Below are 24,753 nucleotides of genomic sequence, written 5' to 3'. Positions count from 1 at the left end.
CCTCTGCCCGCCGGCGACGCCGGTCATGCTCAGGACGGCCTGGCGCCGGTGCTCTCCCTGACCACGAGCTCGGGCTCGACCAGCCGGCGCGGCTCGGGCTCGTGGCCGGCCATGAAGTCGAGCAGCAGGTGGAAGGCGTGCCTGCCGACCTCGCCGAAGTCCTGCCGCACGGTGGTCAGCGGCGGCCAGAAGTAGGCCGACTCGGGGATGTCGTCGAAGCCGGCCACGCTGACGTCCTCGGGGACGCGCCTGCCGGCCTCGCGCAGCGCGCGCAGCACGCCGAGCGCCATCTGGTCGTTGGCCACGAACACGGCCGTGACGTCGGGGTTGTCGCCCAGCCGGCGGCCGAGCCGGTAGCCCGAGCGGGCGCTCCAGTCGCCGCGCAGCACCTCGGGCACCTCCCGGCCGGCGGCCTCCAGCACACCGCGCCAGCCCTCGATGCGGCCGTTGGCGTCGAGCCAGTCGGCCGGGCCCGCGACGTGCCAGACCGTCTCGTGGCCGAGGCTGAGCAGGTGACGGGTGACCCGCCTGGCCCCCGCCTGCTGGTCGACCTTGGCCACCGGTACGGGGATGTCGTCGCCGGCGTCGACGGCCACCACCGGCATCTCCGGCGGCAGGTGGCGCAGGCCGTCGGCGGCCGACTCGTGCGGCGCGACGATGATCACGCCGTCGACCGCCTGGGCGCGCAGCCGCTGGATGCCTTCCTCCATCGACCGGCGGCTGAGCGAGGGCAGGCTGGCGATGCTGACGTTGAAGCCGGCCCGCCTGGCCGCCTGCTCGATGTAGTAGAGCGTGGAGGCCGGGCCGTAGAGGGTGGTGTCGATGCTGACCACGCCGAGCACGCCGGACCTGCCGGTGACGAGCTGGCGGGCGGCCTGGTTGGGCCGGTAGTCGAGCTCGCGCACCGCGGCCATGACACGCGCTCTGGTCTCCGCGCGGACCCGGTCGGGCGCGTTGAGCACACGCGAGACCGTCATGGCCGAGACGCCGGCGCGTACGGCCACGTCCATGAGCACCGCCGGCCTGTCGCCCTTCGCTTTCACCTCGGCTCACCTCCCTGTCAGCGGTAACGCTAACAGGCGTACGGGGAGATCGTGCGACGGCGAGGAGCGGCCGGAACGACCCGCCGGGAACGGCGGAGCGCTGGTCGGGGGCATGACGTTGCCAGGTAACTGCCAGGAACGCTAGGTAATGTCCCTCGCCATGAACTGGCAGCGGCACGTCAACAAGGCGCTGGTCAGGTTCACCGGATTCCAGATCGAACGGGCCGAGGGCCAGCCCTCTCCCCCGCCCGCTCCCGAGATCAGACCGCCCGCGGATCCGCTAACCGACCGGCTGCTCGAATCCCCCGTCTTCCTCCTGTCGCCGGTACGGTCCGGCTCCACGCTCCTGCGCGCGATCCTGAACGCCCACCCCGACCTGCACGCCCCGCACGAGCTGCACGTACGGCGGCTGCGGGTGCAGTTCGACACGGCGCTGGCGGCCAAGGCCATGGACGCGCTCGGGCACAACCAGGCCGACCTGGAACACCTGCTGTGGGACCGGGTGCTCCACCGGGAGCTGGTACGCAGCGGCAAGCGGTACATCGTGGACAAGACCCCCGCCAACGCCTTCGCCCACCAGCGCATCGCCACCTGCTGGCCGGACGCCCGGTTCGTCTTCCTGCTGCGCCACCCCGCCTCCATCGCCACCTCCTGGCACGAGGCCAGCCCCGACCGGCGTACCCCGGAGGAGGCCGCGCTCGACGCCCTGCGGTACATGAAGGCCGTGCAGAAGGCCAGGTCCGCGCTGCCCGGACTGACCGTCAGGTACGAGGAGCTGAGCGCCGAGCCCGAGCGCGTCACCCGCGAGATCTGCGCGTACCTGCGCCTGGACTGGGAACCCCGGATGCTCTCCTACGGCGAGCAGCGGGTGCTGGAGAAGGGGCTCGGCGACTGGCGGGACAAGATCAGGACGGGCACCGTCCAGCCGGCCCGCGAGCTGCCCGCCCCCGAGCAGATCCCCGACCCCCTCAAGCCCATCTCCCGGACCTGGGGGTATCTGACGTGAAGATCCGCTACCTGATGCTGCACGCGTACGGGATGGGCGGGACGATCCGCACGGTGGTCAACCAGGCGAACGCGATGGCCGCGGCCGGGCACGACGTCGAGCTGGTCAGCCTGGTACGGCGGCGGGACGCGCCGCAGTTCGCGATCGACCCGCGGATCACCCTCACGACGCTGGTGGACCAGCGCGAGGGCCGGCGCCCCGACTCCATCGGCCGCAGGGCGTGGCGGCGGGTACGCGGGAAGATCGTGCCGAGGGGCGAGTTCGCGGCCGACTACTTCACCGAGCGGGTCGAACGGGCCGCGATGGACTACGTCTCCGGCCTGAGCGGCGGCATCCTGGTGACGACCAGGCCCGCGCTGAACCTGATCTCCGCCCGCCGCACCCCCGCGGACGTGGTCAAGGTGGCCCAGGAGCACATGAACCTGTCCGCCTACCCCGACACGATCCGGCGGGAGATCGCCCGCCACTACGGCGGGTTCGCCGCGGTGACCGTGCTGACCAGGACCAACAAGCTCGAATACCAGCGCCTGCTGCCTAACACGCCGGTCGTGGTGATCCCGAACGCCGTCCACCGGGTGGACCAGGAGCGGTCCCGGCAGGCCGAGCCCGTCGTGGTGGCGGCCGGGCGGCTGGTGCCGCAGAAGGGGTTCGACCTGCTCATCGAGGCGTTCGCGCAGGTCGTACGGGTGCATCCGGAGTGGCGGCTGCGGGTCTTCGGCACGGGGCCGCGCCGGAGCCAGCTCACCGGGCTGGTCGCGCAGCACGGGCTGACCGAGCACGTGACGCTGCCCGGCCGTACCGAGCGGCTGGAGCGGGAGCTGGCCCAGGCGTCGGTGTACGCGCTCAGCTCCCGGTTCGAGGGCCTGCCCATGGTCATGATCGAGGCCATGACGCACGCGCTGCCCGTGGTGGCCTTCGACTGCCCGACCGGCCCGCGTGACGTGCTGACCGACGGCGTGGACGGCGTGCTGGTGCCGCCCAGGGACGTGGACGGGCTGGCCGAGGCGCTGATCCGGGTGATCGGCGACCGGAAGCTGCGGGTGCGGATGGGCGAGGCGGCGGCGGCTACGTCGCGGGCGTACGGGCCGGATCTGGTGATGCCGATGTGGGAGGACCTGTTCGCCGAGCTGGCACACGGGGAGCGGGTGGCGGACAACTTCTGGACCGGTCGCTGAGCGGGTGGCGGACAGCCTCTCGACGGGCCGCTGACCGGGTGGTGGACGACTTCCGAACGGGCCGCTGAGCGGTCCGGCCGGGAAAGATCTACCTCGCGGATACCCCGGCGGCGTCGGCGTTCTTAACGATTAGGTCACGAAATTTCGCCCATTTCGTTACAAGCACCCCAAAACGGACGGCAGCCTGGGATGCATGCGTAACCGGAAAGCTCGACTGACCGCGTTCGCAGGCGCCGTCGCCCTGGTCACAGGGCTGGGCGTGCCCGCGTACGCACAGGCCGCCGTGGCCCCGGCCCCCGCCGTGGTGGCCGACGCCGGCGCCCCCGCCGTGTACGGCCGCGCCGCCTACCTGATGGACGCCGCGTCCGGCGCCGCCCTGTACGGCAAGGACGCCACGACCCGCATGCCGATCGCCAGCCTGACCAAGACGATGACCGCGTACGTCGTGCTGGACTCCGCCAAGCCCACGGACATGGTGGAGATCACCGCGCAGGACGCCCGATACGCCGAGGACGGCGGCGGCACCACCGCCGACCTGCGGCCCGGCGACCGGCTCCCGGTCAGCGAGCTGCTGTACGCGCTCATGCTGCCCTCGGGCGCCGACGCCGCCCACGCGCTGGCCCGTACGTACGGGCCCGGTGTGCCCGGCTTCGTCGCCAAGATGAACGCCACCGCCCGCTCGCTCGGCATGAACGACACCCACTACGTCAACGCCGACGGCCTGCCCACCCCGGCGGGCGACGGCTGGTCCACGGCCCGCGACCAGGCCGTACTGGGCGCCAAGGCCCTTCAGGTGCCGCTGATCGAGCAGGTGGCCGGCACCCGCTACCACACGGTGGCCGCGACCGGCGAGCACGGCTCGTACGGCTGGCGCAACACCAACCGCCTGCTCAGCGAGCCGGGCGCGATCGGCCTGAAGACCGGGTTCACCCGGGCGGCCGGATACAGCCTGGCGTTCGCCGGCGAGCAGGAGGGACACCGGCTCGTGGGCGTCATCCTGGGCGAGTCGGTCTCCAGCCGCCGCTTCTCCACGGCCGAGTCCCTCCTCACCTGGGGCGCCGCCCGCACGACCCCCTGAGCCCGCGCCGCCCGTACCCCCGCCTGGGTGCCGCGCCTCCCCCCAGCCTCGCGCCGCCGCGGCCCTCACCCCCGCCCGAGGGCCGCGGCGTGCAGGGTCCGCGCGCTCATGGACGCTTGTGATCTGTTGGGTTAGTTTGCCCGACATGAACGTTCGCATCGCGATGAGCGTGATGTCCGCGGCGCTCGTGCTCGCCGCCCCCCTCCCCGCCCGCGCGGGCACCCCCGGGCTCGGCTGGGACCTCAAGGAGACCGGCGTGACCGCCCGCTTCCGCGGCCTCGCGCCCGTGAGCAGGGACGTCGTGTGGGCCGCCGGCACCGGCGGCACCGTCCTGCGCACCGTGAACGGCGGCCGGACCTGGCAGAACGTCTCCCCGCCCGGCACCGAGGCCCTCCAGTTCCGCGACGTGGAGGCGTTCGACGCGCGCCGCGCCCTCGTCCTGTCGATCGGCCAGGGCACGGACGGCCGCGTCTACCGCACCGAGGACGGCGGCCGCACCTGGACCGAGACCTTCAGGAACGACGAACCGGCCGCGTTCTACGACTGCATGGCCTTCTTCGACCAGCGGCACGGCCTGGCCATGAGCGACCCGGTGGACGGCAGGTTCCGCGTCCTGGCCACCGACGACGGCGGGCGGAGCTGGCGGGTGCGGCCCTCCGGCGGCATGCCGGACGCGCTGCCCGGCGAGGCGGGGTTCGCGGCCAGCGGGCAGTGCCTGGTGACCTCGGGCGGGCGCGACGCCTGGATCGCCACCGGCGGGGCCGAGCGGTCGCGGGTGTTCCACTCCGCCGACCGCGGACTCACATGGACCGTCGCCGAGACCCCCGTGCCGGCCGCCGACCCGGCCAAGGGCGTCTTCGCGCTGGCCTTCCGCGACCGGCACCGCGGGATCGCGGTCGGCGGCGACTACCAGGCCGGCAACCCCTCGCCCGACGCCGGCGCGGTCACCAGGGACGGCGGCGCCACCTGGCAGGCCGCCGCGACCCCGCCGCCGGCGTACCGGTCGGGGGTGACGTGGCTGCCGCACCTGCCGTTCGCGGCCGTGGCCGTCGGGCCCACGGGCAGCGACGTGACCTACTCGGCGGGGGCCCGCTGGGAGACGTTCGACGGCGGGTCGTTCGACACGGTCTCGTGCGCCCCGGACCTGTCCTGCTGGGCGTCGGGCGAGCAGGGCCGCATCGCCCGCCTCCGCCTGCGCTGACCGGACGGCGGACCTCAGGACCCTCGGGGCCGCAGGGCCGCAGGGGCCCTGAGGTCAGCGCACGCCGCGGGGCCGGAACTGCACGCTGATGCGCGGCCCCGCCGGCCGGGCGGTCTTCGGGATCGCGTGCTCCCATGTGCGCTGGCAACTTCCGCCCATCACGATCAGGTCGCCGTGGCCGAGGTCGCGGCGGATCGAGGGGCCGCCGCCGCGCGGACGCAGCAGGAGCGGGCGCGGGCTGCCCACCGAGACGATCGCGACCATGGTGTCCTCGGTGCCGCCGCGGCCGATCGTGTCGCCGTGCCAGGCCACGCTGTCGCGGCCGTCGCGGTAGAAGCACAGGCCCGCCGTGCGGAAGGACTCGCCCAGCTCCTCGCCGTAATGCTCGTCGAGCGCGGCCCTGGCCTCGTCGAGGACCGGGTCGGGCAGGGTCTCCCCCTCGTCGTAGAACTTCAGCAGGCGCGGGACCTCGACGACCCGGTCGTACATGCGGCGCCGCTCCGCGCGCCAGGGCACCGTCTCGGCCAGCCGCCCGAACAGGGTGTCGGCCCCGGTCAGCCAGCCCGGCCGCAGGTCGATCCAGGCGCCGTCGCCGAGATGGGTGCGCCGGACCGTGGCGCCGAGCCGCCCGAGGCCCAGCTCCTCGTCGAGACCCAGCAGAGATGCTTGGAACGCGGCTTTCATGGCAGCGATACTACGCCATCGTTCAAACACGTTTTCGATTGGGCCTGCGGCGCGACACGAAGACGCCCGGCCTGTACGGCACGCAGCCCGTACAGGCCGGGCGTATCGCCCAGGACGGACCCGCGGCCCGCCCAGGACGATCACCGGAGCTCCTTCCCGCCCACACGCCCCTCTAACACAGGGATCATGTAACGTCTCGCTCGTGTTGACACGTTACATGGCCGGGGTGGTCGCGGCCCGTACCGGCGACGAGATGTCCGGGCCCGCCCTCCTGGTCGCCGGGCTCGCCGCCACCGGGTCCCCGCTGCTGGGGGCGTCGCTGCTGGCCGGGCTGACCGTCTCGGCGGCCGTCGGCGGGCCGCTGCTCGGGGTGCTGCTGGACCGCGCGCGCCGCCCCGGCCGGTTGCTCGCGGGGTGCCTGCTCGGGTACGCGGGCGGCCTGCTGCTGGTGGCGTACGGGGTGGGCCGGGCGCCCGGGGCGGTCCTGGTGGCGCTGGCCGCGGTGACCGGGCTGGCCGGACCCGCGCTGACCGGCGGCTGGACGGGACAGCTCCCCCTGGTGTCGGGCCCGGACGCGCGGCGGCTGACCAGGGCCACCACCCTCGACGCGATGAGCTACAACGTGGCCGGGCTGGCCGGTCCGGCGGCGGTGGGCGTGGTGGCGGCCGTCGGCGGGGGGACGGCGGCCGTGCCGGTCTCCGTGGCCCTGCTCCTGATCGCCCTCCCCGCGGCCTGGACCCTGCCCGCCCACGACGTGCCCGCCACCGCCGCCGCGCCGCCGCCCGTGCTGGACGGTGTCCGGGTGGTGCTGCGGAACCGGGTGTTGCGGCGGGCGACCGCCGGGTCGATGGTCTCGTGCGCGGGGGCGGGCATGTTCGTGGTGTCGGCGCCGATGCTCGGGCTGGAGCTCGCCGGGGACAGCGGGCGCGGCACACTGCTGCTGGCCGTCACGGCGGCGGCCGGGCTGGCCGCGAACGGCCTCCTGGCCTGGCGCGGCGGCCCCCGGCGGTGGGACACGACCCTGGTACGGTCCACGGCGCTGATCGGCCTGGGCATGGCGGCGGCGGCCGGGGCGGGGGCGTTCGCCGGGGCGTACTGGATGGCCGTGGTCGCGGCGGCGATGGTGGGGGCGGGCGAGGGGCCGCAACTGACGGCGCTGTTCGCCGTACGGCAGCGCGAGGCGCCCGCCGGGCTGCGGAGCCAGGTGTTCACGACCGGGGCCAGCCTCAAGATCACGTCCTTCGCCGCCGGGTCGGCGCTGGCCGGGCCACTGAGCGCCCATGCGGCGGGCGCCGCGCTGCTGGCCGGCGCGGCGCTCCAGGCCGTGGCCGTCGCCGTGTTCTTCCACCGTGCCGGCCGATGAACGTGGCGACCGGTGAACGCGGCGGCCGACGACCATGGCGGCCGATGAACGCGGCGGGTCAGCGGGGGGTGCGGGAGCGGTGGGCGGCGACGCGCTCGCGGGTGGCGCAGCGGGCGCTGCAGTAGCGGCGCGGGCTGCCCCCGCCCAGGTCGAGGTACGGCCGCCCGCACCCCGCCGACGCGCACAACCCGCCCGGCACGCGCTGGTGGTCGGCGACCAGCACGGCCAGGGCCATCGCCGAGGAGGCCAGGAACCACTCGCCCCACGAGGCGTCGTCGCCGCTGTCGACGTGCAGGTGCCAGGACGTCGTGCCCCGGTGACTGGTCAGTCTGGGCGGCCGGGCCGCTTCGGACAGCAGCCCGTTGAGCAGGCCCGCCGCCGCCCCGGCGTCGCCGGCGCCCAGCACGTCGCGCAGCCGGGCCGCCGCCGCCCGCATCGCGGCCACGTCGGAGTCGTCGAGGCCCAGGTCGCCGTGTTCGCCGTGGCGGCGCAGGACCTCCGTCACCGAGGAGACCGTCGGCTGTTCGTGCAGCAGCGCCACGCACAGCTCGACGGCCCTGACGGCCATCGCCCTGGTCGAGTGAACCTCCACGACGGCAAGCGTATCCACGACGGGGCTCCCCCGGCCCCGCCGTGGACGCGACCCGGTCAGCCGCCGCAGGCGGCGAAGACGAAGGTGTCCTTGAGCAGGGTGTACCGGTCCCTGATCCGGACGGCGCCCGTTTCGGTGTCGATCTGGACGATGGTCATCCTGGACGACCCGGACACGAGATGCAGTGTCACCTGCGTGTCGCCGGTCCAGTCGATCATGCTGAGCTCGCCGGCCGGGAGCTTGATCTTCTTGCGGCCGGTGACCTCGTCCGTGGCGAGGTCGTAGGTGAGCAGCTCGGTCCTGCTCCCGCGGACGACGACGGCCACGGTGTGCGCGTCGGCGGCCAGCGCCTGCGGGCCGTTGGCGGCCACGACCTGCGGCGGCGTGGCCCGTGCGAGCTGCTCGCCGGTGTCGTCGCGGGAGACCAGGTCGATGACGGAGTCGTCGGACTCGATCGTGGACAGCACCTCGTCGCCGTCGCCGCTGAGGCCCACGACGGTCTCGTCCGCGGGCACGGTGCCGCGCAGGGCGCCGGTGGTGGTGTCGAAGATCCTGGTCCGGGCGGGCTTGTCGCTCTGGATGGCGACGGCCAGCCGGGCGCCGTCGTCCGAGAGGCGCAGGGTCACCTCGTACTGGGCGACGCGTGGCAGCGCGTCCTTGGGCAGCAGCCGTACGCCGCCGTCGAGGGTGCGCACGGCCAGCCGCCCGGCCCTGGTGAAGTACGCCACGCGCTGCCCGTCGCCGCTGACCGCGATCGGCGCGGGCGAGGTGAGGCTCGACCGGCCCTTGGCGTCGAGCGCGACGACCTGCGCGTCGGGCAGCGTCCGGCGGCCGCCGTCGTGCATGACCAGCCGCCACTGGCCGCACGGCCTGAGCGCGCCGTCCTTGTCCGGGCAGCCCTTGACGGAGGCGTACCGGATGCTGTCGTGGCCGTGGTGCGGCGCGGCCTGGGCGGCGGCGGGCACGGCGGTGAGGGTGAGCAGGGCTGCGGTCAGCAGAGGAACGATTCTCACGGTGGTCACTCCCCCGGGAACACGATGGTGTGGTGGCCGGCCCCCGCCTTGTACGTGTCCGTACGGCGGGCCTGGCCCGAAGAGGGGTCGACGGTGAGCACCCGTACCACCGGCGACTTCGTGGAGTCACTGTCATAGGCGTAGGCGAGCAGGCGCCCGTCAGGGGTCCAGCGCGCGTGGGAGGGCGGGGTCCGGCTGGTGAGCGGGAGGTCCACGCCGTCGGAGAGCCGCCCGGTCTCCAGGTCGTACGTGCGCAGCCGGGGCGGCCTGCGGTCCTGGTTGCCGTAGCTGAACGCGGCCACGGTGTGCCCGTCGGGGGACAGCGCCACGGTGTAGGCGTTGGCCACGAACTGGGGGGCCGACGCCTTCACCGTACGGCCGTCGAGGGCGTAGGCGTAGAGCCATTTGGTGCCGTCGCTCAGGCCGCGGGTGGTGAGGACCTCGTCCCCGTCGCCGCTGAAGCCCGCCGGGTCGCCCTTGACCGTCAGGCGGGCGATCCGGCCGGTGGCCAGGGTGAGCACGTCGGCGTGGCCCCGGCGGCCGACGAGGACCCGGTCGCCCGCCGCCGACAGGTGGAGGGTGGTGTCCTCGCCGCCGGCCGGCAGGGACGTGGGCAGTCGCCTGACCGGGCCGCCGGCCGCGGCCCGTACGACGAGGCGGTGGTCGCGGGCCCGCTGGTAGGCGATCGTGCGGCCGTCGCCGCTGAGGGCGAACAGGCCGGTCGCGCGGCCCTTGGCACGGGCGGCGGTGTCGCCAACGGTGATCGTGCGGCCGTCCCGCATGATCAGGCGCCAGGGACCGCACGGGGAGGTCCCGTCGTCGCAGGAGGAGACCCAGGCGGCGCGGGCCTGCGGCGGCCCGGTGGACGCGGGGGCGGCGGCGGCCGGGAGCGCCGGCCCGCCGATGACCGCCGGCGCGAGGAGCGCCGCGGCCACTGAGGATTGCCTCATGAGTGGTGATCCTTTCGCTCACCTGGTTAGACCCATGGGCACGGTGGCGAGTTGGTCACATGTGGGCCACGCTTCAGGGCAGCGGACGGCGCCCCGGGAAACCCAGATCCGTGCGGTGATACCAGGCGAGCTCGGGCTCCCCCTCGATCCAGCACAGCCGCACCGAGACGCCGTCGAGCTGGGCGGGGAAGTCGATCAGCAGCGGCGCGATGCCCTTGACCTCGATGCCCTGATCGCCCCACCGGCTCAGGGTCTCCTGGATGCGGGCCTCGATCGCCTTGATCTCGGGCAGCCCGCCGAGCCGCGACCCGCCGGCGGCCTCGCGGTCGAAGGCGATCTCGGCCAGGTCGGCGCGGCCCGCGACGATCTCCCGCGCCTCGGCGATGATGCCGGGCAGCAGTGCGCGCGCCTCGTCGAGGGTGAAGATCCGGTCCATGCGGAAACGCTACCCGTTCGGCTGGTAGGCGTGGATGAGAAGCCGCTCGGCCTCGTCGAAGTAGTCGTCGAGATACGCCGCCGCCTCCTCGGCGCGGCCGGCCGCCAGCAGGCCGAGCAGCGCCCGGTTGCGGTCGAGGAACGGCTCGTGGAAGGCGCGCGGGTTCTTCATCACGTGGAAGACCAGGCGCAGCTCGGCCAGCAGTTGCCGCATGGTCTCGTCGAGGCGTGGGCTGCCGTGCAGGCTGACCAGGGCCTGGTGGTAGCGGATGTTGGCGGTGCCGACGCCCTGCCAGTCGTCCAGGGCGGCGGCCCGCTCGGCGTCGCGCACGGCCTCCTCGATGAGCGCGAGCGCCCGCGGCGACGCCTCGCGCCGGACCGCGGCCCCTTCGAGGACCCGCCGCATCGTGTAGAGGTCGGAGACGTCCTCCACGGACGGCAGCCGGACGAAGACGCCCCTGTTGAGCCGGTGGTCGAGCAGGCGTTCGTGGCCGAGCAGGCGGAACGCCTCGCGCAGCGTGTTGCGCGAGACCCCGAGGCCCTCGGAGATGGCCTCCTCCGACAGCCGCTCACCCGGAGGGAAGGCACCCTCGATGATGTTGTCGCGGAGGATGTCGGCCACGCGCTCGGCCGTGCTGCTGCGGCTCAGTCTCGATCGGTGCCGGGCAAGGTCCGCGACCACGTCTTCCACGTTCGACAGCGAATCATGGAGCAAACCTCTTGTCGAATTGTTCAACAATCCTTACGTTGAATCTATCCCCTCGACAATCTGGGAGCATCCGATGTCAAGCTCCGCACAACAGACCCGCCGGGTGATCCTCGCCAGCCTCATCGGCACGTCCCTGGAGTGGTACGACTTCTTCCTCTACACCACGGCCGCGACGCTGGTCTTCGGCAAGCTGTTCTTCCCGACGCTCGACCCGCTCAACGCGACGCTGGCGGCCCTGACCACCAACGCCGTCGCGTTCGTCGCCCGGCCGCTCGGCGGGGTGGTGTTCGGCCACTTCGGCGACCGGGCGGGCCGCAAGACCGTGCTGGTGGTGACGCTGCTGGTGATGGGCGTCTCGACGTTCCTCATCGGCGTGCTCCCCGGCTACGCGAGCGTGGGGGTGGCCGCGCCGATCCTGCTGGCCGTGCTCCGCTTCGTCCAGGGCCTCGGGCTCGGGGGCGAGTGGGGCGGCGCGGTGATCATGTCGCTGGAGCACGGCGACAGCAGGCGGCGCGGCTTCAACGCGAGCTGGCCGCAGGTCGGCGTGCCCGCCGGATACGTGCTGGCCACCGGCCTGCTCGCGATCCTGTCCTTCACCCTGTCGGACGCGGCGTTCCAGTCGTGGGGGTGGCGGGTGCCGTTCCTGCTGTCGGGCGTGCTGGTGTTCGTGGGCCTGTGGGTACGGCTGCGGATCACCGAGTCGCCGCTGTTCTCCCAGGTCGAGCAGCACGGCGGCACGGCCAGGATGCCGCTGGTCGAGGTGCTGCGCACGCATCCGCGCGCCCTGCTGTCGGCCTTCACCGCGCGGATCGGGGTGGACGTGGCGTTCTACACCTTCACCGCGTACATCATCGTCTACCTCACCGGGCCGCTGAAGCTGGAGCGGTCGGTGGCGCTGAACGCGGTGCTCATCGGCTCGGCGCTGCAACTCGCGCTGATCCCTCTGTTCGGCGCACTGTCGGACCGGCTGGGCCGAAGGCCGGTCTACCTCGCGGGCGTACTGGGCGCGGCCGTGTGGGTGTTCGCGTTCTTCCCGCTGCTGGACACGCGGTCGTTCCCGCTGATCGTGCTGGCGGCCGTGGTCGCGCTGGTGACCCACGCCGCCATGTACGGCCCCCAGGCGGCCTTCATCGCCGAGCTGTTCAGCACCCGCCTGCGCTACAGCGGCGCCTCCATGGGCTACCAGGTCGCCGGGATCGTCGGCGGCGCGCTGGCCCCGATCATCGCGCTCAAGCTCTTCGACCTGTACGGCACCACTCTCGCCGTGTCCCTGTACGTGGTTGTCGCGCTGGCCGTCACCGCCGTAGGTTTGGCCATCGCCCCGGAAACCCGCGACCTGGACGTCGCCGCCGGCGAGAGCGGCACCCCCAGGAGGCTGCCCGGCCAGGTGGGCCCCTTCGCCTGAGGCGGGCGGAGGGCGGGATCGCCGCGAATGCGTGGGCGGCGGCTGCCACCGCCGCCCACGGGGGCCGTACAGGCGGTCCGGTCAGGCCACGGTCTCGGGGGCGGCCACCGTCCGGCGCCTGCGCCAGTCGCCCTTGAACGCCGCCATCGAGGCCAGGAACACGACCTGGCCGGCGAGCGCCACGCCGAGCCAGGTGCCCCAGCCGCCGGCGTCCACCACCATGGGCGAGACGACCAGGAGCACCACGATCATCACGCGGACGACCATGCCCCAGATGCCGAGTGCCGAGCCCTGCAGGCGGGACTCGACGTCCTCGGCGTTCTCGGAGAAGTTGGCCATCCACGGCACGTACGCGATGCCCATGAACAGGAACAGCAGCGCGTACACGGCGGTGACGTGGCCCGGCGCGACGCCCGGCCCGACCATGCTGATGAAGTAGGCCAGGGCGAGCACGGTCAGCACGGTGCCCACGGCCGTGAACGGCTTGCGCAGCCGCAGCCGGTCCGACATCCGTCCCACGACGACCACGGCCACCGCGTTGAGCACGATGCCGAGCGCCACGACCCGGTTGGCGGCGGCCGGCTCCAGGCCGAACGCCTCCACCAGGATGGTCTGCCCGAAGATCGCGAACGTCCAGTAGAGCACCTGCCAGCCGGTGTTGCCGAGGACGTGGGCCCACAGGTGGGGATGCCTGAACAGCTCGCGCACCCGGCCCGCGTCGACCTTCTCCTCGGCGGCGACGGCCTCCTCGGCGTCGAGGACCTGGGCCCGCAGCGCCGCGGACGGCTCGGCGATCTTCCAGACGATGACCGCGCACATGGCCAGCGAGACGACGCCCATGATGATCGCCTGCGACTGCCAGGCGTTGTCGAACAGCGGCAGCGTGAACCCGGCGATGAACGAGGCCAGGAAGGACGCCCCCACCGGCCCCCACGTCCAGAACGCGAACGCCTGGGCGCGGCCGAGACGCGGGGAGAAGTCGCGTACGAGCGAGGCGGTGATGGTGATCCCGGCGCCCTCGATGAACAACATCAGGCAGCGCACCCAGAACAGGCCCGCCACGGTGTCCACGGTGGCGAGCAGGAAGTTGCAGGCCGCGGTGACGGTGAGCGTGGGCACCAGGAGCGTGACCCGTCCCCACCGGTCGGACAGGATGCCGCCGACGCCGGCCGACAGGCCGCCGATCAGGACCGATCCCGCGGCGAGAAGGCCGTAGACCGTGAGCGACATGCCCAGGTCCTTCATCAGCAGCGGCAGGATCGTGGCGAGCGTGGTCTCGAAGTTGGCCACCAGGCTCGCCAGCACGGCTATCGCCAGCAGGAAGATCCGCCGGCGACCGACCGGGTAGACGCTCAGCTCGCGGACATAGAACGGCTTCATTCCCATCCTCCGGGGACGGTGTGTGACGGTCGCTCTAGAACGCGTTTCTAGTTGCCTCAGAGTTTCCCTTTTCAGGATGTTCGTCAACGGCGACAGCGGTCACGATGTGATCTCGATCACAGCCCTTCCCTGTTGTGACGGATTCGCTCCCGATTCACAGAACAACCTCCCCCGAATAGGCATAAAATGCGCGCCTGTGAGCCTGCCTGTACGTGAACGTTCCCCCCGGCCCGGCGGCGGCCGGCACCGCCGCCCCGTGCCCACGTCCCTGCCGCCGGACGCGCCCATGCTCGTGCTGGCCACCCCCGGCGGCACCGGCGGCGTGGCCGAAGAGATCACGGCCGTGGTCCGGGTCGACAACCCGCAGATCGAGGTGCGGCTGACCAGCGTCGCCGACCTGGCAGACTCGCTGCCCGCGGACCGCGAAGCCGTCGTGGTGCCCCTGCTCACCTGGGACGACCCGGTCGTCATGGCCGAGATCGGCAAGGCCATCGCGGCCGGCGGCTCCGGCGCGGTCGCCACCGAGGCGCTCGGCCCCCACCCCCTGCTCGCCGAGGCCCTGCACATCAGGCTGGCCGAGCGCGGCCTGGCCAGGGCCGACCGGGTGCGCCTGCTCAACGTCTCCAGCCCGGTCGACGCCGTCATCCTCGGCACGGTGGGCGGCGAGCGGGCGGTGCACGCCGTGCAGGCCACCGCCGTGCTGCTGGCCTCCAGGCTCACGCTGCCGGTCGTCGCCGCCTCGCTCGACAGCGAGCCCGGCGTGGACGTCGCCGCCCAGCGCCTGCGTGCCGCCGGGGCCGAGCGGCTGGCCATCGCGCCGTGCATGATCGGCCACGAGGCGCCCGTAGAGATCGTCGAGCGCGCCGCCGCCGCCGTCGGCGCCGGTCACGCCGACCCGCTCGGCGCCCACAGCGCCGTCGCCGAACTCGTCGCGCGGGCCTACGGCAGCCAACTGGCGACGTGACGCCCTTGTAGAGATCACCGCCGCCGCGTTACCTTCTGCGCATGCGGCGCGTGTCGGTCACCGGTGAGCGAATCGGCCTCCGCGACGTCACGCGGGCCGACGTCGAGGCGTTGCACACCATCTACGGCGATCCCGAGGCCACGCAGCACATGCCGTTCGCGCCGCGCAGCGTGGCGGAGGTGTGCGGCCTGGTCGACCAGGCCATGGAGGCGGCCGCCGCCGAGCCGCGCCGCCTCTACGCGCTGGCCGTCGTGGACGCCGACCGGCGGCACGTGATCGGCGTGGCCCGCCTGCGCGTCGACCCCGACCTGCCCCACAGCGCCGAGATCGGCTTCGGCCTCCATCCCGACCAGTGGGGCCGGGGCATCGGCACCGACCTCGTACGGCTGCTGCTGTCGTTCGGGTTCAAGCAGCTCGGGCTGCACCGCGTGTGGGGCGCCAGGTCCCCGGCCAACCTGCCCGCCCAGCTCGCCATGCTGACGGCCGGCATGGTCGAGGAGGGACGGATCCGGCACCACATGCACACCCCGCACGGATGGCGCGACTCCATCGTGCACGCCGCGATCCAGGACGAGTGGACCGAACGCTAGCCCGTACCGGCCGCCCTCAGCCGCCGGGCCGAGTGGCGGACGGCGGGATTGTCGGTGGCACGTCCTACGATGAGCCTCCTCACGGAGGGATAGCCGCATGCCTGACTCGCTGATCGTGCCCCTGTTCGTCACCACCGACCTGCCGCCGTGGGCGGACCTGGCCGAGTTCGGTGAGCTGCTGGCCCGCACGGCGCGGGTGCTCGGCGCCGGCGACGGCCACGAGGCGTCCCTGACCGGCAAGGTGTTCTGGCTCGACCGGCCCGTGCTGCCCGAGCAGCGGCCCGCCGCCGAGGGCGAGCTGCGCTTCGCCGGGATGCTCGGCCACCTCACCGTGTCCGGGGCGGACCACACCGTGCGCGACGTGGTGTCCGGCGTGCGGCGGGCGATCGGCGCGGCGGTGACCGAGCACTACGGCGACGTCGGCGTGGTCCCCGCCGTGTTCGCGATCCGCGACCGCGACGTGCGCGAGCGCACCCCCGACTCGGCGTTCTCCGTCGAGGTCCGGGAGGCTGCCGCCGAGCTGGTCGGCGCGGCGCCGCACGCGGGCCGGTGAGGCGACCCCGGTTGCGGGGTAGTCCGGAGGCATGCTCTATGGCAAGGAACACGTGCAGCGCTATCAGGCCACCGACGGGGCGGAGGGGCACGACTGGAACAACACCACCGTCCTCCTGCTGACCACCAAGGGCCGTAACTCCGGCAAGTCGTACACCACGCCGCTGATCTACCAGCGGTTCGGTGACGACTTCCTCGTGGTCGCCTCCAAGGGCGGCGACCCCGAACACCCGCAGTGGTACAAGAATCTGGTGGCCCACCCCGACGTCGAGGTGCAGGTCAAGGGCGACAGGTTCCGGGCCCGCGCCCGCACCGCCTCCGAGGAGGAGAAGCCCGAGATGTGGCGGACGATGGCCAGGACCTGGCCCGACTACGACGACTACCAGACGAAGACCGACCGCCCGATCCCGGTGGTCGTGCTCGAACGCGCCGGATAGGCGTCAGGCGCTCGCCAGGGCCTCGTCGGCCTCGGGAAGCCAGGAGCCCGGCGGGCGGCGCAGCCAGTCGCGGGCCCGGCCCAGCTCGGCCACGGCGGCGAGCAGCGCGGCGAGTCCCGGGTGACGCAGCCCCTTGGGGTGCACGAGGTTCTTCAGCCCCAGCGGCACGGGCTCGGTCAGCGGCCTGGTCACCGCGCCCGGGATGCCCCCGATCCCCTCGGTCGCCAGTACGGGCTCGCGGTGCCGCCGCAGGTAGTGCCCCATCTCCCCGGCCCCGACCGGCGGGGCGTGCGGCCGGGCCAGCCGCAGCCCGAACGCGGCGGCCAGCCGTTCCCCCAGGTCGGTCCACTCCCGCGTGCCGGGGTTCCCGGCCATGACGTCCAGCGGGAAGCCGGCCAGCGCGGCGAGCGGCACCTCGGCCGATCCGGCCAGCGGATGGTCGTCCGGCACCAGCACGGCCAGCGGGTGCAGGCGTACCGGGATCTGGGACAGCCGGGCGCGTACGTCGGCGGGCAGCCCGGCGAAGCGCCCGAACGACACATCGAGCCGCCCGTCCAGCATCGCCGCCGCGCCCGCGGCGAGCCCGCCGTGGAAGCGGGCCAGCATCTCGACCCCGGGGGCCAGTTCTCTGGCTCTGACCAGCGGCTCGGGCAGCTCGTGCCCCTGCATGTTGACGTCCACGAGCAGCGGGCGGTCATCGCCGAGCACGTCGGCGACGACCTCGTCGTGCAGCGCCAGCAGCCGCCGCGCGGCGGGCAGCAGCCGGGCACCGGCGGGGGTCAGCTCGACCCGGCGGGTGGAGCGCACGAACAGCGGCGTGCCGAGCCGGTTCTCCAGGCTGCGCACGTCCCGGCTGAGTGCCTGCTGGGCCAGGAAGAGCCGCGTGGCGGCCCGTCCGAAGTGCAGCTCCTCGGCGACGGCGACGAAGACGCGCAGCAGCCGGGGGTGCAGATCCACCCCGCAAGATTAACCACAAAAGCGGGTTAATCACGAAATTTCTGGTGTTGGACCCGGCGGTCGCGTCACCGCGACGCTGAGCAGCATGATCCGTACCTTCCTGACCCGCCTGCTGCGCCCCACGCCGCCCCCGCCGACGCAGGTCCGCGCCCTGTTCGGCCTGCCCCGGCCACCCGGCGCCTGCCGGTGCCTGCTCGACCTCCCGCACGACCCGGCCGCCCATCCGGCGGGCCGCCCCTGAACCGGGCATGGAACGCGGAAGGCCGTCCGGTTCGTTGACCGGACATGGCTGACATCCCCTACGACCGCAAAGAGCAGCTCAGGCAGATCGAGAGCGGCCTGCTCCCCGGGGAGCAGATCATCGCCGTCTACGACGCCATCGGCGCGGGCACCGGGTTCCTGGGGCTCACGGACCGGCGGGTGATCGTGCAGGACAAGTCCTTCGTGGGCAAGCGGATCGCGATCACCAGCATCCCGTACGCCAAGATCTCGGCGGTGAGCGTCGTGAGCAACAAGTCCCTGGCCGGGGGTTTCTTCTCCTCGGGCGCCATCGCGATCCACGTCGGCACGCACACCTACGAGGTGGACTTCCGGGGCGACAACAAGGCCCACCACGTGCACAACGTCATCCTCCACTACATCTCCCAGACCTGACCCGCGTCGCGCGCGGCCCTCTGGGCAGGGTGACCCGTATCCTGCGGGTGATCGTGAAGGAGGGCCGGGGTGAGGCGTTCCGTACGGGCCCGCGCGGCGGGCCTCGGCCTGCTGGCGGCGCTCTCGGCCTGCGCCGGGCCGCCGGGTGACGGTGTGCCGGCGAGCGCCACCGCGCGGGCGGGCCCGGCGCGCTGCCCGGCGCCCGGGGCCGACGACCTGCGCGCCGAGCCCGTACGGTCGCCCTTCCGGGCGCTCCGGGCGGGCGAGGGGCACGGCACGCTCGACCTGCTCGCGGTCTCCGGTGACGGAGTGGTGTGGGCGACGCGGTCCGTCCAGCGTGTGACGGCCGCCGGGATGGAGACGACGTCCGGCGGGCTGAGCCGGTGGGACGGTGACCGGCGGCAGGCGTACGCGCTGCCGTCCGGGATGCGGGTCGCCGCGATCGGGGCGCTCTCCGGCGCGCGGGCGTGGGCGTTCGGGAGCGGCGGCGACGGACGTCCCGGCCTGGTCGCCGGCGTCGCGGACGGCGCGGTGACCACCTCCGCCGTCCCTGAGGACGGCGCCGCCTCGATCGGCCTGTACGGGACCGCCGCGCGCGGGCCGTGGGCGGTGTCCGGACGCGACGCGCTGCGCTGGGACGGCTCGGGGTGGCGGGCGTACCGGCTGCCGGCCCCGGCGCGGGCGCTGGGCGGCGAGGGCGCGGACCTGTGGACGGTCGGCGCCACCCCGAGCGAGCCCGCCGCCCGCTGGGACGGAACCGCGTGGCAGGCGGTGCCGCTGCCCGAGCCGGGCGCGCCCGCGGGCGCGCGGTCCCCCAGGACGCGGCTCGGCGACGTGGCCGTGCTCGGCCCGGACGACGTGTGGGTGGTGGGCGGGCTGTCCTGGCTCCCGCCCGGCGAGTACGACGAGCAGGGCGAGCCGCTGGAACGCCGTCGCCCGCTGGCGCTGCACTGGGACGGCTCGTCCTGGCGCTGCCTCTGGGGCCCGGAGGGCGCGGCCTTCACCGAGGCCGAGCCCGACGGCCGGGCGGGCATGTGGGTGCTGGACTCGACCCGCTCGCGCCTGCACCACTACGCGGCCGGCCGCTGGACGACGACCAGCGTCGCCGACACGGTCACCGCGCTGGCCCACCGCCCGGGCTCGGCCGAGGTGTACGCGGCCGGCTGGACCGGCCGCGAGGGCGGCCCGACCACCCCCGCCCTCTGGCGCACCCCGTGACCTCGGGCGCACCCCGTTACCCCCTCGGTCCGCGAGGCCGGCGGCGCCTTCTACGCGCAGGTGAAGCCGTCGGGCGCCGCGCGGCAGAAGTCCTCCAGGAGCGCCAGGGCCGGGCGCCGGTTCCACGCGTTCACGTCGATGCGTCCGCCCTCGGGGGTCTCCAGTGTCCAGCCCATGAGCTCAGGGGCGGCCGAGCGAGGCGTACAGGTCGAGGGTGCGGCGGGCGATGCGCTCCCAGGAGAAGTGCTCGACGGCCCTGACCCGCCCCGCGCGGCCCATCGCGGCCGCCCGCGCCGGGTCGGCCAGCAGCGTGTTGACCCGTTCGGCCAGGTCGGCGGCGAACGCCTCGGGGTCGTGCGGGGTGCCGTCGGGGCCCTGGTCGATCGGCACCAGCAGGCCCGTCTCGCCGTCGGCCACGACCTCGGGGATGCCGCCGGTCGCGGTCGCCACCACCGCCGTCTCGCAGGCCATGGCCTCCAGGTTGACGATGCCCATCGGCTCGTAGACCGACGGGCACACGAACACCGAGGCGTGCGTGAGGAGCTGGATGACCTCGGGCTTGGGCAACATCTCCGAGATCCAGAACACGCCGTCGCGGTCGAGGCCGCGTACCAGCCCGGTCACCTCGGCGGCGATCTCCGGCGTGTCCGGCGCCCCGGCGCACAGGACGAGCTGGGCGTCCGGGTCGAAGGCGCGGGCGGCGTGCAGGAGGTGTACCAGGCCCTTCTGCCGGGTGATGCGGCCGACGAAGATCACGTAAGGCCGGTCGGGGTCGACGCCGTGCTTCTTCAGCACGTCGAGGCCGGGGTCGGGGGCGTACTCGGCGGTGTCGATGCCGTTGTGGATGACGGTGACCTTGCCGGGCGGGATCTCGGGATAGGCGGCCAGCACGTCGCGCCGCATGCCCTCGGAGACCGCGATCACCGCGTCGGCGGCGGCCAGGGCGGTGCGCTCGGCCCAGGAGGAGACCGTGTAGCCGCCGCCGAGCTGCTCGGCCTTCCACGGGCGCAGCGGCTCCAGGCTGTGCGTGGTGACGACGTGCGGCATGCCGTGGAGCATCTTGGCGACATGCCCGGCGAAGTTGGCGTACCAGGTGTGGGAGTGGACGACGTCCGCGCCCTCGCAGGCGGCGGCCATCTCCAGGTCGACGCCGAGCACCTGGAGGGCCGCGTTGGCCCGCTCCAGGCCGCCGGGCACCCGGTAGGCCGAAACACCTGGCTCCTCGCGGTCGGCCCCGAAGCAGCGCACCCGGACGTCGGCCAGCTCGCGCAGCTCCCTGGCCAGGTACTCCATGTGCACCCCGGCGCCCCCGTAGACGTCCGGCGGGTACTCCCTGCTGAGCAGATCAACACGCATGACCACGACCTTACGACGGGCCGGGCCCGGCGACCGCGCGCGAGCGGCAAGTTTTGCGCCGACGATCAACTCAGGCACCGCACTTGTGAACCGACGTAGGCATGGAGAACACATCGATACAACCCAATGTCGGTAAGTCCGCCCCGTCCTCTAGCAGGAAAAATCCGGACACAAGAGCACAGCACAGTGCGGGGTTTCGTCGATAGATCGGCCATTTGAGGGTAGCGTCCTGGACATGAGGTCCCGGAGGGTGCTTGCGGTTGTGCTGGCAGGTGGAGAGGGCAAGAGGCTCATGCCGCTCACGGCGGATCGGGCCAAACCGGCGGTGCCGTTCGGGGGGATGTATCGGCTGATCGACTTCGTGCTGTCGAACCTCGCGAACGGCGGCTTCCTGAAGATCGTCGTACTGACCCAGTACAAGAACCACAGCCTCGACAGGCACGTCTCCCGTACCTGGCGGTTGTCGGCGATGCTGGGCAACTACGTGACCCCCGTGCCCGCCCAGCAGCGGCTGGGGCCGCGCTGGTTCTCCGGTTCTGCGGACGCGCTGTTCCAGAACCTGAACCTGATCTACGACGAGATGCCCGAGCACGTGATCGTGTTCGGCGCCGACCACATCTACCGCATGGATCCGCGGCAGATGGTCGAGCAGCACGAGGACTCCGGCTCGGACGTGACGGTCGCGGCGATCCGCCAGCCGCTGTCGCTGGCCGACCAGTTCGGCGTGATCGAGACCGACCCCGAGGGCCGCCGCATCGTGGCCTTCCGGGAGAAGCCGAAGGACGCGGTGGGCCTGGCCGACTCCCCCGACGAGGTCTACGCCTCGATGGGCAACTACGTCTTCAAGACCCAGGCCATGATCGACGCCCTGCGCGAGGACGCCCTCGACCCGACCAGCAAGCACGACCTGGGCGGCAACATCATCCCAATGCTGGTCAAGTCCGGCGGCGCGGACGTCTACGACTTCAAGAACAACATCGTGCCCGGCTCCAGCGAGCGCGACCGCGGCTACTGGCGCGACGTGGGGACCCTCGACGCCTACTACGAGGCCCACATGGACCTCATCTCCGCCCACCCGATCTTCAACCTGTACAACGACAAGTGGCCGATCTTCACCGGCCACGACCCGCTGCCCCCGGCCAAGTTCGTGCACAACGACGGCGACCGGGTGGGCCGGGCGATCGACTCGCTGGTGTCCCCCGGCGTGATCGTCTCGGGCGGCATGGCGATGCGCTCGATCCTGTCGCCGAAGGTCGTGCTCCACTCGCACTCGCTGGTGGAGGACTCCGTGCTGATGGAGAACGTCAAGGTCGGCCGGGGCGCGATCGTGCGCAAGGCGATCATCGACAAGAACGTGGTGATCCCCGACGGCGCGCGCATCGGCTTCGACCTCGACTACGACCGCACCCGCTTCGCACTGACCCGCGGCGGCGTCGTGGTCATCGGCAAGAACGAGATCGTCGACCGCTAGGGCCGACCGGGCCGGGGCGGGTGCTCACCACGTTCGTGGGCGCGCGGGCGTCGTTGTCCTGGCGGGGATTCGCCCACCGGGGCGGTGGGCCGGCGCTCATGGGGGCATGGAGCGCCGGGTACAACGGGCGCGGCGAGCCCGCCGCCACCGGCTCCCGGCAACGCAGGATCCCGGGCCACGCGCGGCGCGGCCCGGGCTCAGGAGGCACGGCCTCAGACGCCGCCCCAGGCGCCCGCCCAGATGCCCGGCCAGTACGAGCGGCCCGGCCAGTAGCCGTAGTTGAAGCCGTGGTGGTAGGGACGCGCGTGCTCCCTGTGCTCACAGTCGTCGTCGTCGTGATGGGTGGCGGACACACCCCACGGCGTGATGTGGAGCCCGGTCGAGTCGTCGGACGCGCTCCACCCGCACTTCTCCGAGTGGTCCTCGACGTTGGCGTTGGCCGCCCCCGCCATCCCGAACAGCGCGGCTACGGCGAAGCCGCCGGCCACGATGAGGTTGGCTTTCATGATTCCCCCTGGATCACGAACTGACATCGCTGCTCACTGTACGTAATCGCCCTCGTATCGCCGTGTAGCGCCACGCCAGGAAACGTCTCACCGCTTTCCGGTGCTAGCCGCCGATGTCACGCCTTCTCATGGCACTCCGGTAACCATCACCCTCCAGGCGCCTACGCCGGCCGTCGGGGCCGTTCGACTAGTCTGCTCCGGACGGCCGCCCCGGCTCGGCGGGAGTCGCCGTGACCTGCCCGGAGAGGACCTCATGCCGCCCACGCCGCCCGGCCCGTTCACCGGCCGTTCCCTCACCGACCTGGCCCGGGACCTGCGTGCCGGCCGCACCACCGCCGCCGAGCTGGCCCGGCGGGCGCTCGACGCGATCGCCGGGCTGGATCCCGCGCTCGGCGCCTTCGTCACCGTGGACCCGGCGGGCGCGCGGGCCGCCGCGCGGCGCGCGGACGAGGAGCTGGCCTCGGGCGCCGACCGCGGCTCGCTGCACGGCGTGCCGGTCGCCGTGAAGGACCTCATCGACGTCGCCGGCCTGCCCTGCACCATGGGCTCGCGGCACTTCGCCGGCCACGTGGCCGAGGCCGACGCCGCGTGCGTGACGCTGCTGCGCGAGGCCGGGGCGGTGATCGTCGGCAAGACCACGACCCACGAGTTCGCGTACGGCCCCACCGGCGACCGCTCCGCCAACGGCCCCTCGCGCAACCCGCGTGACCCCGGGCGTATGTCGGGCGGGTCGAGCGGCGGCAGCGCGGCGGCGGTGGCGGCCGGCCTGGTGCCCCTCGCGCTCGGCACCGACACCGGCGGCTCGGTCCGCATCCCGGCCGCTTTGTGCGGGATCGCCGGGTTCAAGCCCGCCTACGACGCGATCCCCGCGGGCGGTGTCTTCCCGCTGTCCCGGAGCTTCGACCACGTCGGCGTGCTGGCCGCCGACCCGTACGACTGCCTCGTCGCCTACCGCCACCTGGCCGCCGGCGGACCGCCGCCCGCCGGGAGCGGCGGCGGGGAGGCGGAGGACGTGCGGGTGGCGTGGCTCGATCCCACCGCGCTGTCGGTCTGCGACCCGCGCGTCGTCCAGGTCGCGCGGGCGGCGGCCGGGGTCGTGACTGAGGAACTGCGGCTGCCCGGCGGGCTGGCCGAGGAACTGCGGGAGACGTACGCGGCGATCCAGCGCGCGGAGGCGGCCGCCGTGCACGCCGACCGGGTGGCCGAAGCGCCCGAGCTGTTCGACCCCGAGGTGCTCGACCGGCTGCGGGCGGCCATGCGGGTGCCGGCCTGGGCGTACGTCAGGGCCGTGGAGGGGCGGCCCGCGCTGGCCAAGACGGTGGAGGCGTTGTTCGACGGCCACGACGTACTGGCGCTGCCGACCGTGCCGCTCGTCGCGCCGCCGCTGGACCGGCGCGAGATCGAGCTGGACGGCCGGACCGTCGCCGTACGGGCCGCGCTGCTGGCCCTGACCAGCCCGTGGAACGTGCTCGGGCTGCCCGCGCTGACCGTGCCCGCGGGCTCGGTGGACGGCCTGCCGGTCGGGCTTCAGCTCGTCTGCCGTCCGGGCCGGGAGGACCTGCTGTTCCGCCTGGCCGCCCGGTGAGAGCGCGGACGGCGGGCTGCGGGAAAGGCTGATGAGCCCCGGGATGGGCTGGCGTGGGCCGTGCCCGGGGCGGGGTCTCGTGTCCGGCCGGGGGGCGCCATTCCCATCGGCCAGGCCGAAGCCCGCGGCCCTTTTCTTTCAGGGCCGCCGTCCGAGTGGCAGGATTCGAACCTGCGATGCTCCTGCTCCCAAGGCAGGTGGGCTGACCTGACTGCCCCACACCCGGTCGTGAAATCGAGGAAGCCGCCCCGGCGAAGGCTCGGGACGGCTTTCCAAAAGTTTCTCACTACATCATCTGGAAAGCCTTTGCCGCAGTTCAGGGCCACTGGCTGACGGCCTGACGCGCCGAGGTCCGCACATGGCCGCCGCCTTTCTCCTCGTTTTCCGAAATGTCGTCCTGACGAGCTCCACGATAAACCGGAATTATCC

27 protein-coding genes and 1 tRNA gene are annotated in these 24,753 nt (G+C 73.2%); 15 read left to right on the top strand and 13 right to left on the bottom strand.

Annotated elements, in window-relative coordinates; translation table 11 throughout:
• Positions 1-29: 29 nt before the first annotated feature.
• Positions 30-1,043: a LacI family DNA-binding transcriptional regulator gene (locus tag IEZ27_RS06965; RefSeq protein ID WP_446686156.1), complete on the bottom strand. Its 1,014-nt coding sequence runs from the start codon at positions 1,041-1,043 to the stop codon at positions 30-32.
• A gap of 160 nt (positions 1,044-1,203) precedes the next feature.
• On the opposite strand from IEZ27_RS06965, the gene IEZ27_RS06960 reads away from it, so the two are divergent.
• The 4 genes from IEZ27_RS06960 (at position 1,204) to IEZ27_RS06945 (ending at position 5,503) form a co-directional block, all read left to right on the top strand.
• Positions 1,204-2,049, top strand: coding sequence for a sulfotransferase family protein (locus tag IEZ27_RS06960; protein WP_189646421.1), 846 nt, complete (start codon positions 1,204-1,206; stop codon positions 2,047-2,049).
• Entirely contained in the window at positions 2,046-3,224 is a 1,179-nt protein-coding gene (locus IEZ27_RS06955) for a glycosyltransferase family 4 protein (protein WP_189646420.1), read from the top strand. The genes IEZ27_RS06960 and IEZ27_RS06955 overlap by 4 nt, the downstream gene beginning before the upstream one ends.
• 193 nt (positions 3,225-3,417) lie before the next feature.
• Complete coding sequence (locus tag IEZ27_RS06950) at positions 3,418-4,302, top strand: D-alanyl-D-alanine carboxypeptidase family protein (protein WP_189646419.1); 885 nt, start codon at positions 3,418-3,420, stop codon at positions 4,300-4,302.
• 145 nt (positions 4,303-4,447) lie between these two features.
• The gene (locus tag IEZ27_RS06945) at positions 4,448-5,503 is read left to right on the top strand and encodes a WD40/YVTN/BNR-like repeat-containing protein (RefSeq protein WP_189646418.1); all 1,056 of its coding nucleotides are present in this window, start codon (positions 4,448-4,450) and stop codon (positions 5,501-5,503) included.
• Between the two features lie 54 nt (positions 5,504-5,557).
• Here IEZ27_RS06945 and IEZ27_RS06940 read toward each other — a convergent pair whose 3' ends face one another.
• The gene (locus tag IEZ27_RS06940; protein ID WP_189646417.1) at positions 5,558-6,187 is read right to left on the bottom strand and encodes an alpha-ketoglutarate-dependent dioxygenase AlkB; all 630 of its coding nucleotides are present in this window, start codon (positions 6,185-6,187) and stop codon (positions 5,558-5,560) included.
• Between the two features lie 202 nt (positions 6,188-6,389).
• Here IEZ27_RS06940 and IEZ27_RS06935 point away from each other — a divergent pair, with 202 nt between their 5' ends.
• Positions 6,390-7,550: an MFS transporter gene (locus IEZ27_RS06935; protein WP_229823524.1), complete on the top strand. Its 1,161-nt coding sequence runs from the start codon at positions 6,390-6,392 to the stop codon at positions 7,548-7,550.
• Positions 7,551-7,608: 58 nt separating this feature from the next.
• On the opposite strand, the gene IEZ27_RS06930 is transcribed toward IEZ27_RS06935, so the two are convergent.
• The 5 genes from IEZ27_RS06930 to IEZ27_RS06910 all read right to left on the bottom strand — a co-directional run bounded on the left by IEZ27_RS06930 (position 7,609) and on the right by IEZ27_RS06910 (position 11,231).
• Positions 7,609-8,142 (bottom strand): CGNR zinc finger domain-containing protein, encoded by a 534-nt coding sequence (locus IEZ27_RS06930; RefSeq protein WP_229823522.1) that lies wholly within the window; start codon positions 8,140-8,142, stop codon positions 7,609-7,611.
• Positions 8,143-8,198: 56 nt separating this feature from the next.
• Entirely contained in the window at positions 8,199-9,155 is a 957-nt protein-coding gene (locus tag IEZ27_RS06925; RefSeq protein ID WP_189646416.1) for a WD40 repeat domain-containing protein, read from the bottom strand.
• Positions 9,156-9,160: 5 nt separating this feature from the next.
• The gene (locus tag IEZ27_RS06920) at positions 9,161-10,105 is read right to left on the bottom strand and encodes a hypothetical protein (RefSeq protein WP_189646415.1); all 945 of its coding nucleotides are present in this window, start codon (positions 10,103-10,105) and stop codon (positions 9,161-9,163) included.
• A gap of 73 nt (positions 10,106-10,178) precedes the next feature.
• Positions 10,179-10,541, bottom strand: coding sequence for a DUF2203 domain-containing protein (locus IEZ27_RS06915; protein ID WP_125635407.1), 363 nt, complete (start codon positions 10,539-10,541; stop codon positions 10,179-10,181).
• 9 nt (positions 10,542-10,550) lie between these two features.
• On the bottom strand, positions 10,551-11,231 hold the full coding sequence (locus IEZ27_RS06910) for a GntR family transcriptional regulator (protein WP_189646414.1): 681 nt from the start codon (positions 11,229-11,231) through the stop codon (positions 10,551-10,553).
• Positions 11,232-11,322: 91 nt separating this feature from the next.
• Between IEZ27_RS06910 and IEZ27_RS06905 the strand changes: the two genes are divergently transcribed.
• Positions 11,323-12,654 (top strand): MFS transporter, encoded by a 1,332-nt coding sequence (locus IEZ27_RS06905; protein WP_189646413.1) that lies wholly within the window; start codon positions 11,323-11,325, stop codon positions 12,652-12,654.
• 81 nt (positions 12,655-12,735) lie between these two features.
• On the opposite strand, the gene IEZ27_RS06900 is transcribed toward IEZ27_RS06905, so the two are convergent.
• Positions 12,736-14,034, bottom strand: a complete 1,299-nt coding sequence (locus IEZ27_RS06900; protein WP_189646412.1) for an MFS transporter — start codon at positions 14,032-14,034, stop codon at positions 12,736-12,738.
• Between the two features lie 196 nt (positions 14,035-14,230).
• On the opposite strand from IEZ27_RS06900, the gene IEZ27_RS06895 reads away from it, so the two are divergent.
• The 4 genes from IEZ27_RS06895 (at position 14,231) to IEZ27_RS06880 (ending at position 16,577) form a co-directional block, all read left to right on the top strand.
• Entirely contained in the window at positions 14,231-14,998 is a 768-nt protein-coding gene (locus tag IEZ27_RS06895) for a sirohydrochlorin chelatase (protein WP_229823520.1), read from the top strand.
• Positions 14,999-15,039: 41 nt separating this feature from the next.
• Positions 15,040-15,588 (top strand): GNAT family N-acetyltransferase, encoded by a 549-nt coding sequence (locus IEZ27_RS06890; protein WP_189646411.1) that lies wholly within the window; start codon positions 15,040-15,042, stop codon positions 15,586-15,588.
• A gap of 97 nt (positions 15,589-15,685) precedes the next feature.
• Complete coding sequence (locus IEZ27_RS06885; protein ID WP_189646410.1) at positions 15,686-16,141, top strand: hypothetical protein; 456 nt, start codon at positions 15,686-15,688, stop codon at positions 16,139-16,141.
• Between the two features lie 31 nt (positions 16,142-16,172).
• Positions 16,173-16,577, top strand: coding sequence for a nitroreductase family deazaflavin-dependent oxidoreductase (locus tag IEZ27_RS06880; RefSeq protein WP_189646409.1), 405 nt, complete (start codon positions 16,173-16,175; stop codon positions 16,575-16,577).
• Positions 16,578-16,580: 3 nt separating this feature from the next.
• On the opposite strand, the gene IEZ27_RS06875 is transcribed toward IEZ27_RS06880, so the two are convergent.
• The gene (locus IEZ27_RS06875; protein WP_189646408.1) at positions 16,581-17,534 is read right to left on the bottom strand and encodes a LysR family transcriptional regulator; all 954 of its coding nucleotides are present in this window, start codon (positions 17,532-17,534) and stop codon (positions 16,581-16,583) included.
• Positions 17,535-17,619: 85 nt separating this feature from the next.
• Here IEZ27_RS06875 and IEZ27_RS06870 point away from each other — a divergent pair, with 85 nt between their 5' ends.
• From IEZ27_RS06870 to IEZ27_RS06860, 3 genes are all read left to right on the top strand, one after another.
• A complete protein-coding gene (locus tag IEZ27_RS06870; protein ID WP_185844688.1) occupies positions 17,620-17,775 on the top strand; it encodes a hypothetical protein in 156 nt (51 codons plus the stop codon).
• Between the two features lie 44 nt (positions 17,776-17,819).
• Positions 17,820-18,188, top strand: a complete 369-nt coding sequence (locus IEZ27_RS06865; RefSeq protein ID WP_125635393.1) for a PH domain-containing protein — start codon at positions 17,820-17,822, stop codon at positions 18,186-18,188.
• A gap of 69 nt (positions 18,189-18,257) precedes the next feature.
• Positions 18,258-19,406, top strand: a complete 1,149-nt coding sequence (locus tag IEZ27_RS06860) for a hypothetical protein (protein ID WP_189646407.1) — start codon at positions 18,258-18,260, stop codon at positions 19,404-19,406.
• Between the two features lie 50 nt (positions 19,407-19,456).
• Here IEZ27_RS06860 and IEZ27_RS54890 read toward each other — a convergent pair whose 3' ends face one another.
• Positions 19,457-19,582: a hypothetical protein gene (locus IEZ27_RS54890; RefSeq protein WP_268246038.1), complete on the bottom strand. Its 126-nt coding sequence runs from the start codon at positions 19,580-19,582 to the stop codon at positions 19,457-19,459.
• A gap of 4 nt (positions 19,583-19,586) precedes the next feature.
• Entirely contained in the window at positions 19,587-20,762 is a 1,176-nt protein-coding gene (glgA, locus tag IEZ27_RS06855) for a glycogen synthase (RefSeq protein WP_189646406.1), read from the bottom strand.
• A gap of 235 nt (positions 20,763-20,997) precedes the next feature.
• On the opposite strand from glgA, the gene glgC reads away from it, so the two are divergent.
• Positions 20,998-22,233 carry a glucose-1-phosphate adenylyltransferase gene (gene glgC / locus IEZ27_RS06850; RefSeq protein WP_189646405.1) on the top strand — a complete coding sequence of 412 codons (1,236 nt, stop codon included), beginning with the start codon at positions 20,998-21,000 and terminating at the stop codon, positions 22,231-22,233.
• 212 nt (positions 22,234-22,445) lie between these two features.
• Here glgC and IEZ27_RS06845 read toward each other — a convergent pair whose 3' ends face one another.
• Positions 22,446-22,739 carry a hypothetical protein gene (locus IEZ27_RS06845; RefSeq protein WP_125635383.1) on the bottom strand — a complete coding sequence of 98 codons (294 nt, stop codon included), beginning with the start codon at positions 22,737-22,739 and terminating at the stop codon, positions 22,446-22,448.
• A 253-nt stretch (positions 22,740-22,992) separates the two neighbouring features.
• Between IEZ27_RS06845 and IEZ27_RS06840 the strand changes: the two genes are divergently transcribed.
• Positions 22,993-24,324 (top strand): amidase, encoded by a 1,332-nt coding sequence (locus IEZ27_RS06840; protein ID WP_189646404.1) that lies wholly within the window; start codon positions 22,993-22,995, stop codon positions 24,322-24,324.
• 150 nt (positions 24,325-24,474) lie between these two features.
• On the opposite strand, the gene IEZ27_RS06835 is transcribed toward IEZ27_RS06840, so the two are convergent.
• Positions 24,475-24,550: transfer RNA gene (locus IEZ27_RS06835), tRNA-Pro, on the bottom strand.
• Positions 24,551-24,753 lie beyond the last annotated feature (203 nt).

Source organism: Nonomuraea spiralis (assembly GCF_014648435.1).
Taxonomy (GTDB): Bacteria; Actinomycetota; Actinomycetes; order Streptosporangiales; family Streptosporangiaceae; genus Nonomuraea; species Nonomuraea spiralis.
This window is presented reverse-complemented; position numbering and strand designations above follow the sequence as displayed.